The 16,033-nt window shown below is 48.2% G+C and carries 19 protein-coding genes; 16 read left to right on the top strand and 3 right to left on the bottom strand.

Annotated features, from left to right (window positions below):
* The first annotated feature begins 80 nt into the window (after nucleotides 1-80).
* The 14 genes from C7R91_RS27715 to C7R91_RS27650 all read left to right on the top strand — a co-directional run bounded on the left by C7R91_RS27715 (nucleotide 81) and on the right by C7R91_RS27650 (nucleotide 10,516).
* A complete protein-coding gene (locus C7R91_RS27715; RefSeq protein ID WP_047069577.1) occupies nucleotides 81-2,294 on the top strand; it encodes a hypothetical protein in 2,214 nt (737 codons plus the stop codon).
* Nucleotides 2,291-2,881: a hypothetical protein gene (locus tag C7R91_RS27710; RefSeq protein WP_047069576.1), complete on the top strand. Its 591-nt coding sequence runs from the start codon at nucleotides 2,291-2,293 to the stop codon at nucleotides 2,879-2,881. Before C7R91_RS27715 ends, C7R91_RS27710 begins: the two co-directional genes overlap by 4 nt.
* Before the next feature lie 15 nt (nucleotides 2,882-2,896).
* The gene (locus C7R91_RS27705; protein WP_047069575.1) at nucleotides 2,897-3,850 is read left to right on the top strand and encodes an XkdQ/YqbQ family protein; all 954 of its coding nucleotides are present in this window, start codon (nucleotides 2,897-2,899) and stop codon (nucleotides 3,848-3,850) included.
* A gap of 3 nt (nucleotides 3,851-3,853) precedes the next feature.
* Nucleotides 3,854-4,102: a hypothetical protein gene (locus C7R91_RS27700; RefSeq protein WP_047069574.1), complete on the top strand. Its 249-nt coding sequence runs from the start codon at nucleotides 3,854-3,856 to the stop codon at nucleotides 4,100-4,102.
* Nucleotides 4,102-4,536, top strand: a complete 435-nt coding sequence (locus tag C7R91_RS27695) for a DUF2634 domain-containing protein (RefSeq protein ID WP_047069573.1) — start codon at nucleotides 4,102-4,104, stop codon at nucleotides 4,534-4,536. Before C7R91_RS27700 ends, C7R91_RS27695 begins: the two co-directional genes overlap by 1 nt.
* Nucleotides 4,524-5,339: a baseplate J/gp47 family protein gene (locus C7R91_RS27690; RefSeq protein WP_047069572.1), complete on the top strand. Its 816-nt coding sequence runs from the start codon at nucleotides 4,524-4,526 to the stop codon at nucleotides 5,337-5,339. Before C7R91_RS27695 ends, C7R91_RS27690 begins: the two co-directional genes overlap by 13 nt.
* A complete protein-coding gene (locus C7R91_RS27685; RefSeq protein ID WP_047069571.1) occupies nucleotides 5,336-5,980 on the top strand; it encodes a DUF2313 domain-containing protein in 645 nt (214 codons plus the stop codon). The genes C7R91_RS27690 and C7R91_RS27685 overlap by 4 nt, the downstream gene beginning before the upstream one ends.
* 3 nt (nucleotides 5,981-5,983) lie before the next feature.
* On the top strand, nucleotides 5,984-6,289 hold the full coding sequence (locus C7R91_RS27680) for a hypothetical protein (RefSeq protein ID WP_017251829.1): 306 nt from the start codon (nucleotides 5,984-5,986) through the stop codon (nucleotides 6,287-6,289).
* A complete protein-coding gene (locus C7R91_RS27675) occupies nucleotides 6,290-7,168 on the top strand; it encodes a hypothetical protein (RefSeq protein ID WP_052773385.1) in 879 nt (292 codons plus the stop codon).
* Nucleotides 7,165-7,692 (top strand): hypothetical protein, encoded by a 528-nt coding sequence (locus C7R91_RS27670; RefSeq protein ID WP_052773384.1) that lies wholly within the window; start codon nucleotides 7,165-7,167, stop codon nucleotides 7,690-7,692. The genes C7R91_RS27675 and C7R91_RS27670 overlap by 4 nt, the downstream gene beginning before the upstream one ends.
* Nucleotides 7,693-7,703: 11 nt before the next feature.
* Complete coding sequence (locus C7R91_RS27665) at nucleotides 7,704-8,336, top strand: hypothetical protein (RefSeq protein ID WP_052773383.1); 633 nt, start codon at nucleotides 7,704-7,706, stop codon at nucleotides 8,334-8,336.
* A 16-nt stretch (nucleotides 8,337-8,352) separates the two neighbouring features.
* Nucleotides 8,353-8,967 (top strand): DUF4376 domain-containing protein, encoded by a 615-nt coding sequence (locus C7R91_RS27660; RefSeq protein WP_047069570.1) that lies wholly within the window; start codon nucleotides 8,353-8,355, stop codon nucleotides 8,965-8,967.
* Between the two features lie 250 nt (nucleotides 8,968-9,217).
* Entirely contained in the window at nucleotides 9,218-9,673 is a 456-nt protein-coding gene (locus C7R91_RS27655) for a phage holin family protein (protein ID WP_047069569.1), read from the top strand.
* A 6-nt stretch (nucleotides 9,674-9,679) separates the two neighbouring features.
* Nucleotides 9,680-10,516, top strand: coding sequence for an N-acetylmuramoyl-L-alanine amidase (locus tag C7R91_RS27650; protein ID WP_047069568.1), 837 nt, complete (start codon nucleotides 9,680-9,682; stop codon nucleotides 10,514-10,516).
* A 45-nt stretch (nucleotides 10,517-10,561) separates the two neighbouring features.
* On the opposite strand, the gene C7R91_RS27645 is transcribed toward C7R91_RS27650, so the two are convergent.
* The 3 genes from C7R91_RS27645 to C7R91_RS27635 form a co-directional block, all read right to left on the bottom strand.
* Entirely contained in the window at nucleotides 10,562-11,065 is a 504-nt protein-coding gene (locus C7R91_RS27645; protein WP_047069567.1) for a S4 domain-containing protein, read from the bottom strand.
* Between the two features lie 311 nt (nucleotides 11,066-11,376).
* Nucleotides 11,377-12,255, bottom strand: coding sequence for a hypothetical protein (locus C7R91_RS27640; RefSeq protein ID WP_047069566.1), 879 nt, complete (start codon nucleotides 12,253-12,255; stop codon nucleotides 11,377-11,379).
* Complete coding sequence (locus tag C7R91_RS27635; protein WP_047069565.1) at nucleotides 12,252-13,355, bottom strand: glycosyltransferase family 2 protein; 1,104 nt, start codon at nucleotides 13,353-13,355, stop codon at nucleotides 12,252-12,254. Before C7R91_RS27635 ends, C7R91_RS27640 begins: the two co-directional genes overlap by 4 nt.
* A 149-nt stretch (nucleotides 13,356-13,504) precedes the next feature.
* Between C7R91_RS27635 and C7R91_RS27630 the strand changes: the two genes are divergently transcribed.
* A complete protein-coding gene (locus tag C7R91_RS27630) occupies nucleotides 13,505-14,593 on the top strand; it encodes a glycosyltransferase family 2 protein (protein ID WP_047069564.1) in 1,089 nt (362 codons plus the stop codon).
* A gap of 304 nt (nucleotides 14,594-14,897) precedes the next feature.
* Nucleotides 14,898-16,033, top strand: a 1,136-nt coding sequence (locus tag C7R91_RS27625; protein WP_502527966.1) for an alpha-helical endospore appendage domain-containing protein, incomplete at its 3' end; no start/stop codon positions are given.

Here is a 16,033-nt window from a genome sequence, read left to right as displayed (position 1 = left end):
AAAGGGCTGGGGGGTAGGTCTCCCGGCTTTTTCTCGGTTCTGCTGGGGGTAGACATCTGGGAGGACAAGGAGGTGAAAGAATGGCAGGAACAATGATGGAAACGTTTGATTTAGTAGGTAAATATGACGGTTTCGCAAAAGGACTTCTGGGCTCACTAACTCCCATGATCGAAAAGGCTCTTGGAACAACACTGAGTTCGGTTGCCCAAGAAGCTCAGGCGACAGAAAGAGAAAAGACGCTTTTTGAAATTGGTGGCAAAAGTAATGAGCAACTCCTGAAGGTAGAAGAGACTTCCATAATCATACGTGAGCTCAACCCTGATATAAAGAAAGATCAAGCATACAGCCTCATCGCCAAAGCCGAACTTGTGCATGCATCTAATGGTTTAAAGTACGCAGAAAAAGCAGGCATGCTGAAAAATACGACGAGGTTTACGGAAGATGAAATCATGAAAATGATGAGCTCCATTGAGATTTCTACTGGTGATGAAAGTACCGTTAGGCAGTCAAATGCCGTTCAGTATTTAAGTAACAAGGGAGGGGGAGCCGCGACTGGAAAATTTGTGGAGTCTATGGCTCATTTCAACCTTCAGAATGGCAATTTGCTGAATACGCCTGAAAAAATGTCCGCTACCTTTGTCTCAATAGGGAACCTTTTGAATGATTTTAAAACGTATGGAGCGCTGTATGAGAATGCAATGAAGATGTCGGATAATGGTGATCTCGCCGCAATTCTTGAGAAGCATTACAAGGCTCAAAATAAGAAGGATGCAAAGGCCAAGGCCGCCCAAGATATAGCAACGCTGAATCGAAGTCTTGCAACGGGGGAGAAAGAAACAATAAATATCGCCCTCGGAAAACTCCTGATGACTTTTTCTAGCATCCAGGATAAAACGTTACAACAACGTGCATTCGATACTTTGAAAGGCGATGCCGGAGTTGACGTGGCGAAGGGTCTGCGAGAAGTAAAAGATACGGCTACAGGGGCTTTTGTGCCGGAAATGGGGAAAGAGAGCGCATATAAAGTCGGGAATGAAGCGGTGAATGCGCATCAACTGTCCGCACAGAATGATGTTTATTTTAAACTTGGGCAGGCACAAGCGATGGCGAGAAACGAGGCCATCGAGATCGCGACTCAGTACGCAGAACAAATGTCTGGGATAAATACAGGGATTTCGAAAGCAGCTGAAGGAGTAATGGGCTCGTTTAACTCTTTGGACGAGTCGATAAAAAGTACTGCGATTTTTACCGGAGGATTACTAATCCTTGGCAGTGCTCTGTACCATAAAATATCTCAACTGAGAAAAATCAAAGATCTTCGGACATCCAAAGAAAAGTTTCCTCAAGAAGGGACTGGCGGAAAAGACTGCTGCTGTTGCTGCGATGGCACACAAAGACCTTCTTCTAAAAAGGAATCAAAGAAAAAAAGTTCTCGGGATCGCCCTCCAACAGGAGAAAAATCTGCTTCGAATAGTGGTGTTCCTCAAGGACAAGCGGGGAAAACAACGAGCAGAGGTCAAAACAATGCCCCAACAACTTCTCCGGCAGGAAAAAAACAACCGGACGCTGGTGGCGGTAATCCGCAAAAAGAAGCAGAGAAAACTGACGGCAAAAACAAAAATCAAAACAGTGCGCCAACTCCCTCTTCTGCAGGAAATCAACCCGGACCAGATAGTGGCGGCAATCATGGTGAGACTGGTAAAGCTGCCAGCAAAGGTGGCTGGAAACAATTGCTGAAAGGAGGACTTAGAAGGGTTCCTCTTCTTGGAACTTTACTAGGCGTCACAGCTATTGCAGGCTCAGCGAACAAGCTGGATACTGCAGCACAAGTGGGGGCAGAAGCACTTGGTGGCTGGGGAGGAGCAGCAGCGGGAGCGGCTACTGGAGCAGCTATTGGTTCGGTGTTACCTGGGATTGGTACAGCAATCGGGGGGATAGTTGGTGGGCTTATTGGTGGCATGGGTGGATCAACGGCGGGTGGTGCCCTATACGATAGGGTCAGGTCGTGGTGGCAGGACAAGACTCCTGCGGCATCTGCAGCTATGAAACCAGCAATTCAAGCAAGTCCTGCTGCTCCGAATCACTCGCCTGTTGGCAACTCAACTGGGAATCCGCAGCCTGTCTCCATTTCTATTCCGCAAGTTTCGATTCCACTGCACGTACAAGGCGTACTACAAGATATCCCGACCATGTTAAAAATGCTCAGCGATCCATCTGTCGCGCAGAGAATCAAGGCCATCATCGAACGTTCTCTACTGGATGCACTAGAGACGAGGGGAGGAGTAACCACATGATCCGCCTCCAAGGCAAATACAGGCTGACATTTCCGGTTACACCTGCGGAAATCCAGTTTCGCGGCTATGGCAACGACATCGAAAGCACGACATCGATTACATTATTGTCCGGCAACCGCATCTCTTCCAGACGCCCAAAGTCTATCTCCTTTGACTTTATCTTACCCGGTGACAGTACGGCTCCCTATGTCGAGGTACAGGGCTATCAAGGGCCCAGACAGTGGCTTGCTGGATTGGATCGCTTAACGGGCTCTGAAGCGCTTTTGACTATAGACGAGCTTGATTTGGCGTGGAATGTGCTCATCGGGCCATGTGACGGAAAATTCCAAGGAAAAAACGTCGATTTTCACGGCTCGATTGAGCTGCCGCTGTTTGTCAAAGACGAATTCATTACGTGGAGCAATCAGACACAGCTTCTATCCCCGGGGGCGGTCATTACGAAACAGCAGCCAGCTCGCCCGAACACGAGCGGGAAGGTAGCCAAGAAGACGAAGAAGCAGCAAGCGGCTCCACGGATAGACAGCAAAAAATTGGAAGATAGGAAAAGAGAGATTCACGAAAAGCTAGAAAGAGAAAACAGAATGTAACGGAGGGCAGACGAAATGAAAGTCATTTACGGAAAAGAACAGACCCGCTATGACCTGACCCCAGCCGTTACCGAGCTTTCCTGGTCCTCGGCCAGGGGACAAATTGCTCAAAATTGTGATGTGAGAATCAAGGAAGGCCCGCCGCTGCAATCGGCGGGTTTTTTGATGCTCTTTGCAGGTGCAGAGTTAAAAGAATCCCAGCAGCTTTTCCATGGCCCACTCGTTCGTTTTGACCGGGATGATCGGACAGGCGATCTATCCGCAACAGCATACGAGTTGGGCTGGTATATGCAAAAAAATGAAATCTCTAGACTCAAGCTGGACGGGGATGCAGGGACGGAGCTTGCGCGAATTATCAAGTCGGCAGGTATCAACTTTAGCTGCCCGGCGTTCGGCTTTACGGTCAAAGAGAGAATCTCGTCCCAATCATACACGTCTCTCTTTACTTCGCTGACAGAGCAAGCTTACGAAAAGACAGGCATCCGCTATTTCGTGCAGTATCAGCGCGATAAGCTGACGGTACTGCCCGAGGGGAAAAACAGTATTATCCCGATGTTCAAGGCTAGTTTACTCGCAAGCAGTTCGACGGGAGAAAGTATCGAGGATGTTTACACCGTTGTGACAGTAGAGCGCTACCGAGATGATCGGGTCGTGAGCAGTGCAACGAAATCAAATGATAGCCTGGTCAAACAAATCGGACGTATGCAAAAAGTCATCGATGCAGGCGAGGACAAAAATGTAGCAGGAATGGCAGCAAAGCAGCTTGCGGAGTTGTCCAAAATTCCTAAGACACGCTCCATTTCGGTCAGGCACGAGGATGAAAATGCAGCTAGGCTGCGTGCGGGCTGGCTCATCAAGATCATGGAAAAAGACAATAAAACCATCACAGATTGGCTCGTCACCAACTGCCAGGCACGCTGGCAGGGCGGACAATACACAATGGATCTTCAATTGGAAAGGAGGACGTAAGGGATGCATTCCGTTATTGCAAAACTGAGAGGGCATGCGCAGGATGGCATCGAGAATACGCAAGGGGAGTTCGGCAAGCTTTTGTCGCTGTCGCCCTTGTCTGTAAAGCTGGACGAGGACCCGACACCCTTGGAGCCGTATGAGCTGTCGGCATTGCGTTCTGCCCAATTTAAGCCAGAAGATGTGGGCAAAAAAGTAGCCCTGTTGCGATGCAACAACGAGCAATACCTCCTGCTTGGGGTGGTGGAGTAATGTTTCCAGAGCTGAACGGAGACGAAACACAACTGGTTCAATCTCCAGATAACCCGATTCCATGGACATATAAATTCGACTGGACCACTAAACAATTGATGCAGGGGCTAGATGGTCGTTATTTGAGGACGACTACCTATGCGGAGTATTTGGAAGAGACAGCAAAGAAAATCCTGAATACGCGTCGTTTCCGGTATGAGATTTACTCGGAACGATACGGTGTAGACTTTCTATACGAGACTGGAAGGATGCGCTCGGGCATTTCATTGCCAGCGATTAAGACGCAAGCACAAGAGGCGCTAGAGGCCCATAGTGAGATAGAGCGTGCGGAAGTGGTAGACATTCGGTTTGAGAACAATGGGGTCATTTTTTCGCTCGAAATTGAGGGCATGAGAGGGACAACTAGGACGGAGGTGAATACATGGCAACGTTAGACAAACCAGAAATGCCGATTCTCAGGGAAACCCCGGATCAGATTTATCAGCGGATGGCAAATCGGATGGCCCTGATAGCGCAAAAGCGTGGAGAGACGCCACCAGCGACGGAAGAGGGAGAAATCTTTTATGACCTCGGTTATCCGATCGCAGAGGAGATCAGCGATCAGCAGCAGTTATTTGAGTACGGTTTTCTCCAGCGGTTTCTACCCTGGGCAGACGGGGAATTTCTGGATGCTACGGGCGTATTCTTCGGCTTATCTCGCAATGAGGGAGAGACAGACGATGCTTACCGACAACGCCTCATTGATCGAGCCCGCACAGAAGAAGGAGACGGCAGACGCCAAGATTACGAGCGGTGGGCGCGAAATGTAGATGGGGTAGGAGGAGCAGTTGCTATTGAGAAGGCGCGGCATGACCTATCTATCGACGTGTATATCACAGACCTGACAGGCAACCCTGCGGGGCAGGAACTGGCTAACAGTGTACGGACGAAACTGGAAGACAAACGCAGGGCCTTGCACGACTTGCAGGTGTTACCCGCGAAAGTGTATCCGGTGACTATCGCTGTAAAACTTGCTTTGCGACCAGATGCGGAAATCGAGAAGGTCAAAGACCAAATTACTAAGCAAATCAAAACCTACCTAAAAGGGCGTTCTCAGATCTTGTACCAGCAGATCGGAGCGCTCTTTTTCGTGGATGGGGTAATAGATTTCACAGGCTACACCTTAAACGGCGCGGAATTGAATGTGACTGTGCCTGCTGACTCTGTATCGACACTGACCATGGCGGTGACAGCATGATTCCAGAACGCTATCGGCGGATGCTGCCGCCGCAATGGTACGAGAATGAAGTGGCGGAATATAACTTTGAAGGTGCAGAGACAGTTGTAGATGCTTTCGATTTGCAGCGTGAGGACATCCTACAGCAGTTTAGCCCATGGTCAGCTACCTGGGGGCTGGATGTCTGGGATTGGATCTACTTTGGCAGTAAGCAATTGCAGTCCATTGAAGAGCGACGTAAAAACATCCAAAGAAAGCATTGGGCTAGGTCGCCATTTACTTTACCTGTACTAGAAGCAATGGGGCAAGCTGCTGGAGAGCTAGAGAAAGTAACAGAGGATTTCCCGAATAAGGAGATTGTTTTTGAATTCTCAGCAGAACAACCAGTTAATGCTGTGAGGTTGTCCAAGGATTTTGAGTGGATACGGCCTTTGCATGTCAATAGTAGCAGGGTGGCAGTTATCAGCAGAGGTGAGGATATCCTTATTTCAGCTCCAACTCGGTTTATTGAGGTTGAATATCCAATCTGTGGAATGTTCTATCCTGAAGACGATATGGAAGGACGCATTTTCCGAGAAACGGTGCAGGTTGCTGAGGCTACTCGCTTTCATGCGGTGAACTTTCCACTAACAAACATGATGTATCCAGAAGGGGAGGTGTAAGGCTTGGCTATCATCCAAAATCGGTTACTAGAATTGTTACGAGATGATTTAAGTAATCAGATTAAAGGGGCATTGATTAACGTAGACGGTACGCTACGATCCTATCCGATCTACAAAACAATTAAAAATGGCTTCAAAGTAACCAAATATATCTACTTAGACGATGTACAGGCACAAGGGCGTATTCAGTCGGCGGTATTAGTGGACAGTGAGGGTAACGCTCTAGCAATTAAAAACATGCAGGTGGTAAAGGGTGACAGCGGGCTATTGGTTGCTTTTGAATTTTCTCTGGAAGTGAAGGTGGTATAGGTGGCTTATCAAAAGACGACCTGGGTTGACCATATTGTTGACCCCGTAACAGGGGATGTTGTACAGCAGGGAACAAAGGTAACGGCAACACGGTTGAATAAAATGGAGCAAGGGATTGCTGAAGCGCAGGTGCTTACTGAGGCCTTGGCGCAGACAGTGATTGGTAGTCCGGTGGTTTCTGGGTTGGAATTTTCAGCAAGTGGATTAACAGCTCAATGGACAGCTGGTGTGGCCTATGCAAATGGAGTGCGATTTGAAGTAAATGCAGGGAGTATTAAGTTAAGCGCCACGCAAGGTCAGTATATTTTCTTGGATTCTGATGGAGTGGTGAAAAACACAACTTCTCAGGAAGCTGCTGATGCTAAATGCAACCTGTGGTACTTTGCTACGGATGCTAGTTCTATCATTACTTCGGTTGATAACAGAAACATTGTATCGAAGGATATGTTTGTCAAAGAATCGGAGGTGGCCGCAAGTGGGGCGAATAAGATTGCCCGTCTTGATGGAGCTGGAAAAGGAGCCTTTAGTATCACGGGTGATGCTGCCAGTGTCGGAGGTAAGACCATAGGGCAAGGGGCTAATCAAATCCCTACACGGGACGCCAGCAGCCGTTTGGTTGCAGATCAACTGGCGAATTTCAAGAAAAATAAAAGTAGCAAAGATGCAAACGGAATATTCAAGATTGTTGAGTACCGAAGAGTAGCGGATAACACTTTGTACATGAAATCTACACTTTCAAATCCTGATGCGAAAGGGAATTATCAGACTGATACGCGAGTTTACTACAAAACGGACGGCGCGACGGTTGATAGTACAGTGACAGTAACCATTTCTTACGATGCTGATGGTGATGTGGTAAGTGAGGTGCCAAGTGCATGATAAGTGATATTCTTCGGGATCACGGTATGGGGAAAGGGATTAATGGGGCAGATAAAAAAGCGCTGATAGATATAGTCAATGCGGCTGACACTAACCAAAGCACCGTAAAGACGAATATCGTGAACGCCTTGAATGCCGTAAGCACTGAGAAATCTCTCGGTCTCACAGCCGCCTCAACATGGGTAGCGATTCAACAAGCTATTCCACAAGTTAAGACGGGGAAAAAAATAGCGACCGGGACAATTTCCTCATTATCTGCTCAAGCTACCACATCAGTCCCGTTAGACTTCGTTCCAGCAATCGTAATGGTTGAGTTTTTGGGTCAGCTCAGCAACGGAGTTGACGTAAATTACCACAGCATTAACTTTCTCAGAACCATGATTGATGGATCGCTACAATGGGTTTCTGATCGTACTGATGGAGTCTATGTAAAAGATCGTCCCGTTTCTAATGGATTCGTATTAACAAATGGCAGTTATTCCGGCTACACATATAAAAATATCATTTGGAAAGCTTACGAATGAGGAGGGTTATCTTGGCACAATTACCAAGTACTGCGTCAATCAAGGACATCATAACTTCTCTACAAACGATGGAATGCATCAATCAAAAAGCTGATCTTGCATCAGTTGTTGGTAGTCCTGCGGCAAGTACAGATGATGTTGCGACTATTATCACTAAAATTCAAAATGCAAAAAATACATTGGCAGCCAATATTACTGCGAAAGGTACGGTTGCTAGTGGTTCGGAGAGTGTCCAGACATTAGTTAATAAAGTCGGCTTGCTATCAGGTGTAAAGAAATGGGCAAGTGGAACGATATCCACCGATGCAAACGGAAATCTCACAGTAACGGGATTGGGTTTTATGCCTTCGGTGATCGTCTTGCACGCAAGAGAAAGCACCTCTAGGGGCTACGCATACTACCGCAAAATTCACCTACCAATTGATGGGGATGTCACGATCTATAATGTCGATGGTAGTGGTGGATACAAACCATACTCCCTCAACAGAGTAGACTGGACGGGACAGTATCTTTCGGATTTCGGTGGTGGAGGTGTAGGTGGATCCGCCCACGTCGATTTGAAATGGTCAATCACGACTAGCGGATTTAGCACGAAATTCCTGGTAACTAGTTCTATACCTGTTACCTATTATGCTTTTGAATAAGAAAGGAGAGTAATTTATGAAACAAATTGGTAGAAAAATATATTATGAAATGGCAACGGGAAATGTTTTGGTAGACACAGGAGAAAGAGTGGGTTCAGTTGTTGAAACCACGTTGGAACAGGACTTCGAAGCGTACCGAGCTTTAAAGGATCGAGTGCCAGAAACGGTTGGCTGCCTTCAACTTGATTTTGGTCAAGATGCGGACAAGTTTTCGCAGTATCTATATCGTATTGATCCGAAAACGAAAGCAATCCTTTGGGATCTGACACCGCCAGCAGCACCACTAGAACAGGTGAAAAAAGCAAAGATCGACTTCCTGAACACCGAATGCTTCAAAGCGATTCATGCTGGCTTCTTATCTACCTCAACCAGCCACACCTTCCGTTTTAATGAAGAGGATCAGGCTAACTTCAACCAGCAAAGTACTTTGTTTTTGCTCAAGCCTGAGTTGACAGATACTCAGTGGAAGACGGAGGACGCTGGTATCGTTACCTTGACCAAAGCTCAGTTTATCGATGTGGTTTTTGAGGCGGGCCAGTATAAGCAACAACATATCGAGAAGTATTGGACACTAAAAGGAAAAGTCGAAGCTGCAACCACAAAAGAAGAAGTTGACCAGATCAACTGGTAGGAGGTCGAGGGTATGAACTTGAAGCCCTTTGACCTTCTTTTTGTTCGTGGCAGTTTCCCCCCTGCTCGGGACAGTGGAAATTAAGTTTCCTACCGCAGGTGTAATTTGATGTCCGATTAGTGGGAAGAGTATCACTCGGTAAACGTGGATAAAATTCAGTCTACTACAAAGAATAGCATGGCATTTTTAGGGAGCTACAAATGGGGCTCCCTTAAGTTTTTCCCAAAAAGAGGCGAGGAGGTACGAAACTATGAAATCCCTACACAGCCTAGAAAGCATCGCAACCCCAGCAAACGCCTGGGCGACAACAGCAGGTGCAATCGTGTCGCCCGCCTTTCTCTATCTATACGGCACCAACCGCCAAGACATCCTCATCGTCCTCTTCTTCATGATCGTCCTCGACTGGATCACAGGCATCTCCGCCGCCAAAAAGGACCAGTCCTACTCCTCCGACTACGGCCTGTCCCGAATCCCGCGCACCTTATTCCTCATGGCCCTACCAGCCGTAGCCAATCTCCTGGACCGCGTCATGGGCACCCCGGGCTTCTTATTCTACGGCGTCACTTTCGGCCTCATCTACCACACGTGGACAAGCCTGACCGCCAATGCCCACCGCGCAGGCTGGCCGATGCCCAAATCCATTGAGAGATTAGTCAGCGCCGAAATCAAGGCAAAGGCTGAACGAGCCAAACGAAAGGAGTCCTAGTAAACAATGAATATCACCGAGATGCTTCTGACCAACGTAAATTCCCGTCCGAAAAAAAAGATCGTCCCAAAAGGAGTCGTCATCCACTGGACGGCCAACGAACGCAGCGGGGCCAATGCCGCCGCAAACCGAAACTACTTCAACAGACCAACGACAGTCGCGAGCGCTCACTACATCGTGGACGACAAGCAAATCATTCGCTGCCTGCCCGAGGACGAGATGGGCTACCATGTCGGGGCGAAAACTTATTCACAGGCCGCATTGACCAAATTGAGCAGCTACCCGAACAACTGCACGATTGGGATTGAAATGTGCGTCAATGCAGATGGAAGCTTTGCGAAAATGTACGAGCAAACAGTGGCATTGACCGCGGATATCTTGAAACGACATGGCTGGGGAGTCGAGCACCTGTGGCGTCATTACGACATTACGGGGAAAAACTGCCCAGCCTTTTTTGTTGTCAATACGACGGCCCAAACCTATACGGGAATGCCAGCGAAGGACGCATGGGCAAAGTTTCAACAGGATGTCCACAGGTTTCTCACAGTTTATCCACAAAAACCACAGGTTGATGTGGATAAGTGCGCAGTTGAACTGACACTTACTTCCACAGGAAAACTAATCGATGATGTTTCCTATGTACCCATCCGGATAATTGCGGAGGCAGTGGGCGGAGCAGTGGAATGGGAGCCTTCCACGCAAAAAGTGACCGTAAACGGACAGGAAGTCTCCTATGTAAACGACAAGGGAACTGCTTATGCGAAAACAAGAGAGCTGGCTGATTTACTTGGCTTGCAAGTGGAGTGGGACGAGCCGAGAAAAGCGGTCGTATTGAAGAAATAAAAGAAAAGCCGCAGATTCCGTCTGCGACTTTTCCCATACATACTTTTACCCAATCAAAATCTGAATGATATCCGCTGCACTCAAGACAGCGCTTGGCTTCGTCTCCTGCTTATTAAGTCGAATATGCCCGTCCTTGATCTTGCGGACAATTTGGCTGCGACTCCAGCCTTCTATCTGTTCAGACAGCAGCTTGTCGAGGCGGAAGCGTGCCTCTGCACTCTCTATACGAATCGTCACTTCCTGAACGCCCTTTTCCTGGTATTCATGCAAGGGGAGAATAGGGAGCGGCGCAATTTCTTCACTGAACTCCGTGTCTGGCACCTCCCGATGATCTGTAAAGGCTTTATAGATGGCCAGCTTTTCGTTCCACGTATGATTTTTTTCGCATTTATAGATAGCGAAGCGATAGATGTTTTTGCCGTTAGCGTTGTGGCGGCGGACGTTTGTATCGATAAAGAGAACGGTTCGCCCGCAATTGCTGCAATATCGCCGTACTGGCTGATTCTCATGATTTTCACGTAAAACCCACGTATGCTCGATGGTATGCATGGTCCTTCACCTCGTATAAAAAGTGAAAGGAACGCACCTGCTATTTGGATGTCCTGTAGGGCAGGCCTGTTTTTGGACACAAAAAAACGGAGATTCCCATAGCGAACCTCCGTTAGGATATACACCTACAGATTTCGTTACGTTCCTTTGTAATGGGAAAAAAGGGCAGACTGCACCTGTGCGAAAAACCGTTTGTTTTCCGAAGGGCAAGCTATCCAGTTTTTTAGGCCATTACAAAGTAGTTGTTGGCATACGTAGTTACCGTACCTTTCCATCCAAATAGACGTGGTACCAGTGTACCATATAATGGGTTAGTTTCCAAGAGTAATCGTATTGACAGGAGGACGAGTGGTTTTGACGCGTAAAGGAGCGGAGCCGTAGATTTGCTTCATCCAGATTCGCGCTTCCGCAAAGTCACTCTCCCGATAGAGATGAAAAGCGGGATGGTGTGTATCCACAAAAAGGGACAAACCCAGAGCCTGCGCCCGGATGCAGAAATGGCGGTCCTCTCCCCAGAAGCTCAGATTTGAAATTTGCTTAAAGCTCACGCCAGCTTGCAAAGCTTTTCTGCGGATGAGGGTGCAAGCCCCTAAACCACCTACCTCATATACGCCGGGCACACGAAGTTGCCCGTAGAAAGCGTATTTCCGCAGGTATTGTTCTTCCAAGGAAATTTGTTCATGGCGTGCGCATTCGAATTGGGTGTATTCGTCTTTGAGCCACACCTGAGGGGCCGGGACGGTATCTGGTGTCCAGCTCGTCCAGAAGATTTCAGATATGATCTCTTTTTCAGAAGCGAGCAAAACTTCCAAAGTAGCTGGCTGGAGAAGCAAATCCGAATCGATGAGGAAGAGGGCATCATAATCGTGGTGTTTGGCGCGGGCGATCATTTCGTCTTTGAATCCAGCGACCTTCCAAACGAGTGCTTCGCTCCAGTCATGGGTCCTCTCATCGCATGTGTAAGGATGGAGGCTGCCAGTAGCGGGGATAATGTCAACCTGTCCCGTTTGTTTGTCTGCAAAGTTTTGAAGGATATTGCTCGAAAGCGGATCGGTGTTGTCATCAACGAACAAATAGTGCAACGTCAAATTTGAGCTCGACAGCCTCTCTAACGAAAACAAAAACATCCGGAGAACATCTGGTTCCTGACAAACTGGACTTCCGATTAGCACCCTTGTTTTCACGCTCATAGCACCACCTCTCGCTTTTGTTCGAAGTAGGAAGCATGTATGGAGCTGGCTGTGTAATCGTAGACAAGGGATTCATGTGTCTTGCCCATGCGCTCCATGCATCGTCCCAAAAAGTGAAAAGCGTAAAAGCTCCCCATTCCTTGCTCACTAAAATGCTCCCACTGATTGTCCCCGATTTCCAAGCAATACTCGAAAGCTTTTATCGCCTCGGCATACAGACCATGCTCCATCAGGAAAACGCCTTTGTAAAAATGAAGGTCTACATAATTGGGGTAGATTTGAATAGCCCGTGCAATCCCCGGCCATGCTCCGCGCATACTGCCATGCTGGAAAAGAATATCGAATTTCAGCTTGTAGCAAATAGACGGGGGAGGTTGTTTGGTGGTCAAAAAGCCTTTCATTGCTTGATTCACCAGTGTAAATGCATGCTCTAATTGTTTGGCGCGAAAAAATTCGTTTGCGAGATGGTAATCGCACCACGGGTCTTGTTTGGATTGCTTTCTTTCGTGACGTAATAATCTCAAGTTGCGCAAAGCTTTTTGCTTTCGTTGAACGGCATCGTCCATATATCCGAGATGGTGGATATGTACAGGGAGCAAAGGAACCGCGATATCCCTGGAAACGGTGGTCGGCCATTGAAGCACTTCGTGTATGTCTCTCACAAATCGGAACCCTTTTTTGTTGCGAAATAAGCGGATTTGCCCGGATCGGTAGGCGCAGTGGCGCGAAGCTTGCTCCTTTTGCAAACCAGTGTAATGAATCATTTTCATAAAAAAGGCGTCGCCTTTACTGGCACTTACAGCCTGACGAAGCACTCCCGGTTTTTCTTCCTGTACAATTTCATCCGCATCCAGCCATAAAATCCACTCGCCCTTGGCAACCTGCAATCCGGCGTTTCTCGCTTTCGCAAAGCTGTTTTCCCAAGGAATCTCCAGAACTTTCGCTCCGTATTTCCGACAAATATCCTGTGTACCATCGGTTGATCCTGTATCGACAACAATGATCTCGTCTACCACCATATGCACGCTGGACAGACATGCTTCTATCTGGTCTGCTTCGTCTTTGACGATCATGCATAGTGAAAGGAGAGGGGGGCTCATTCGATGATCACCTTCTTTTCGGTGTTGTCAGAACATATTGTTACACCATATTCGTGCGAGCAGATGGTTATGAAAGTACGGATACATAAAGGGGGATGGAAGGAAATAGGATGTTGAGAAAATGATTTTCTAGGGAGGGGGCGATCTGCATGTTCACGGTTAGCTTGTGCATGATCGTTCGGGATGAGGAAGAATCACTCGGTCGATGCTTGTCGACGGTCTGCGATTTGGTGGATGAAATCATCATTGTCGATACAGGGTCGACTGATCGGACTAAAGAAATTGCATTGACCTATGGTGCTCGGTTATTTGATTTTACCTGGGTGGACGATTTCTCAGCAGCTCGTAACTTTGCTTTTGCGCAAGCCAAGATGACGTACATTTTTTGGCTGGATGCGGACGATGCGCTTTTGGAGGTAGATCGAGAACGATTTGCTGCACTAAAGGCCTTGGACAATTTTGATTACGACAGTGTCTCGATGCCCTACCACTTAACGGTAGATGAGCGAGGGAAGCCCGTTCACTATTTACGGAGAAATCGCCTCGTCAAAAGGAAGTGTAACTTTGTTTGGCATGGGGCAGTCCACGAGTATTTGGCTGTTGCGGGGGAAATTTTGCATAGTGAAATCGCCATTACTCATCAAAAAAATAAGCCGTATACAGACCGAAATTTGCAAATTTATGTAAAGCGCAAGGAAAAAGGCGAGGTTTTTGAACCGCGTGACCAATTTTATTTTGCAAATGAATTGTTCGATCATGCGAGGTACGAAGAGGCGGCTGAGCAGTATCAGCTGTTTTTGGACGGAGGTTTGGGCTGGATCGAGGATCAAATTTGGGCGTGTCAGAAGCAGTCAGAGTGTTACGCTCACTTGAAGCAGCCTGAAAAACAGATTCAATCTTTGACCAGGACACTCGCGATCGACCTTCCGCGTGCGGAGATTTGCTGCAGGATGGGGGCTTTTTTTGTGGAGAAGCAGGATTTCCCGAAGGCCATTTACTGGTACCGGCAAGCGACATTATTGGAGCGGCCGCAAGATTCCATGGGGAAGGTAGATGAATCGGCATGGACGTGGCTCCCTCATATACAGCTGTGCTACTGCTACGATCGGATCGGGGATCAACGAAAGGCGAAAATTCATCACGACATGGCAAAGCTGTTTTACCCGACACATCCAAGTGTAGCGTACAACGAAGCTTATTTTGCAGGACTGGAGCAATTGGATTCGGTAGAACACTAGATGGCTATACTCCTTCTTGGTTGTCCGTATTGTATGGGGGTAGTTGTTATTTTCGCATGGGTCTTCTCTACAAAAATAGAATCGATCCTCGTTGATTAAAGAAGGAGATTTTCCATCCGTTACTGGTGAGAACTGCACGACAGTTTGTTGGAATCCCTTTTTAAATTAAGGGGGATGGCTTCTTTTTTGGAGGAAGAGGATGGATGAAAACTAAGACCCGTTTACGGTTTGGTAATGCACTTCGATAACTTGTGTAACAACTCATGAGGGAGGGGAAACATCCTTTTCAAAGAGGAGGGGAATCATGTCATTTCCAAATATACCGAATATCACCCCGACCATTCATATAGGGCGTGATGAAGCGCTCAATTTAATGCTGTCTTCTTTAGCAATGGAAGAGTTGGGGCTTAGCCATATTTTAAATGCGGAAGCTGAAAAAATTCAGTATGCACTCGGGACAATTCCTGGGCTATCTGGACCAGGAGCCACCATTGCGGATTTGCTTGAGTTAAACAAGAGTGTGCGGGACATGCTCGAAGCAACGACAAAGCAAGACATGCTTTTGCAAAAGAAATTGGAGGCTGTGCTGGATGCTTCTAAACATCCGGTAAGGAGGATTACAGGGCCGACTGGACCTACGGGATCAACTGGATCAACTGGATCGACAGGAGCAACTGGAGTAACTGGACCGAGGGGACCACGCGGAGCGACTGGGGCGACTGGGGCGAGAGGAGCAACGGGAGCGACTGGAGAGGCTGGAGCAACAGGAACGACAGGGCAGACCGGAACAACTGGAGCCACTGGAATAACTGGAGCAACCGGAGCAACAGGAGAGACCGGGGCAACTGGAGCGACTGGAGCAACAGGAACCACCGGAGCAGCGGGAGATACCGGAACTACTGGATCAACAGGAGAGACCGGAGCAACTGGAGGCACGGGAGAGACTGGGGCAACAGGTGAGACCGGAGTCACTGGAATAGCGGGATCAACTGGAACCACTGGAACAACGGGAACCGCCGGAGCAACAGGAGTAACGGGAGAGACCGGAGTAATAGGAACCACCGGAGCGACTGGGGCAACCGGAGAAACTGGAACAACAGGAGCAACCGGAGTAACAGGAACAACCGGAGCGACTGGGGCAGCCGGAGAAACTGGAACAACAGGAGCAACAGGAGTAACGGGAACGACCGGAGTAACAGGAACAGCCGGAGAGACTGGAACAACCGGAGTGACTGGGGCAACCGGAGAAACTGGAACAACAGGAGAGACCGGAGCAACTGGAGCAACTGGAGCCACTGGAGCAACCGGAGTAACGGGAGCGACTGGGGCAACCGGAGTAACGGGAGAGACCGGAGCAACTGGAGCAATCGGAACAACAGGAGAGACCGGAGCAACTGGAGCCACCGGAACGACTGGAACGACTGGAACGACTGGAACAAC

Source organism: Brevibacillus formosus (assembly GCF_003013405.1).
Classification (GTDB): Bacteria; Bacillota; Bacilli; order Brevibacillales; family Brevibacillaceae; genus Brevibacillus; species Brevibacillus formosus.
Note: the sequence above shows the minus strand (reverse complement) of the source record. Positions and strands in the feature narration are given on the sequence as shown.

What these genes read in the sequence shown, in the direction of transcription:
- C7R91_RS27700 (WP_047069574.1), top strand. Translation starts at nt 3,854, where the DNA reads ATGCATTCCGTTATTGCAAAACTGAGAGGGCATGCGCAGGATGGCATC.
- C7R91_RS27715 (WP_047069577.1), top strand. Translation starts at nt 81, where the DNA reads ATGGCAGGAACAATGATGGAAACGTTTGATTTAGTAGGTAAATATGAC.
- C7R91_RS27705 (WP_047069575.1), top strand. Translation starts at nt 2,897, where the DNA reads ATGAAAGTCATTTACGGAAAAGAACAGACCCGCTATGACCTGACCCCA.
- C7R91_RS27685 (WP_047069571.1), top strand. Translation starts at nt 5,336, where the DNA reads ATGATTCCAGAACGCTATCGGCGGATGCTGCCGCCGCAATGGTACGAG.
- C7R91_RS27695 (WP_047069573.1), top strand. Translation starts at nt 4,102, where the DNA reads ATGTTTCCAGAGCTGAACGGAGACGAAACACAACTGGTTCAATCTCCA.
- C7R91_RS27670 (WP_052773384.1), top strand. Translation starts at nt 7,165, where the DNA reads ATGATAAGTGATATTCTTCGGGATCACGGTATGGGGAAAGGGATTAAT.
- C7R91_RS27640 (WP_047069566.1), bottom strand. Translation starts at nt 12,255, where the DNA reads ATGAGCGTGAAAACAAGGGTGCTAATCGGAAGTCCAGTTTGTCAGGAA.
- C7R91_RS27635 (WP_047069565.1), bottom strand. Translation starts at nt 13,355, where the DNA reads ATGAGCCCCCCTCTCCTTTCACTATGCATGATCGTCAAAGACGAAGCA.
- C7R91_RS27645 (WP_047069567.1), bottom strand. Translation starts at nt 11,065, where the DNA reads ATGCATACCATCGAGCATACGTGGGTTTTACGTGAAAATCATGAGAAT.
- C7R91_RS27630 (WP_047069564.1), top strand. Translation starts at nt 13,505, where the DNA reads ATGTTCACGGTTAGCTTGTGCATGATCGTTCGGGATGAGGAAGAATCA.
- C7R91_RS27660 (WP_047069570.1), top strand. Translation starts at nt 8,353, where the DNA reads ATGAAACAAATTGGTAGAAAAATATATTATGAAATGGCAACGGGAAAT.
- C7R91_RS27655 (WP_047069569.1), top strand. Translation starts at nt 9,218, where the DNA reads ATGAAATCCCTACACAGCCTAGAAAGCATCGCAACCCCAGCAAACGCC.
- C7R91_RS27710 (WP_047069576.1), top strand. Translation starts at nt 2,291, where the DNA reads ATGATCCGCCTCCAAGGCAAATACAGGCTGACATTTCCGGTTACACCT.
- C7R91_RS27650 (WP_047069568.1), top strand. Translation starts at nt 9,680, where the DNA reads ATGAATATCACCGAGATGCTTCTGACCAACGTAAATTCCCGTCCGAAA.
- C7R91_RS27690 (WP_047069572.1), top strand. Translation starts at nt 4,524, where the DNA reads ATGGCAACGTTAGACAAACCAGAAATGCCGATTCTCAGGGAAACCCCG.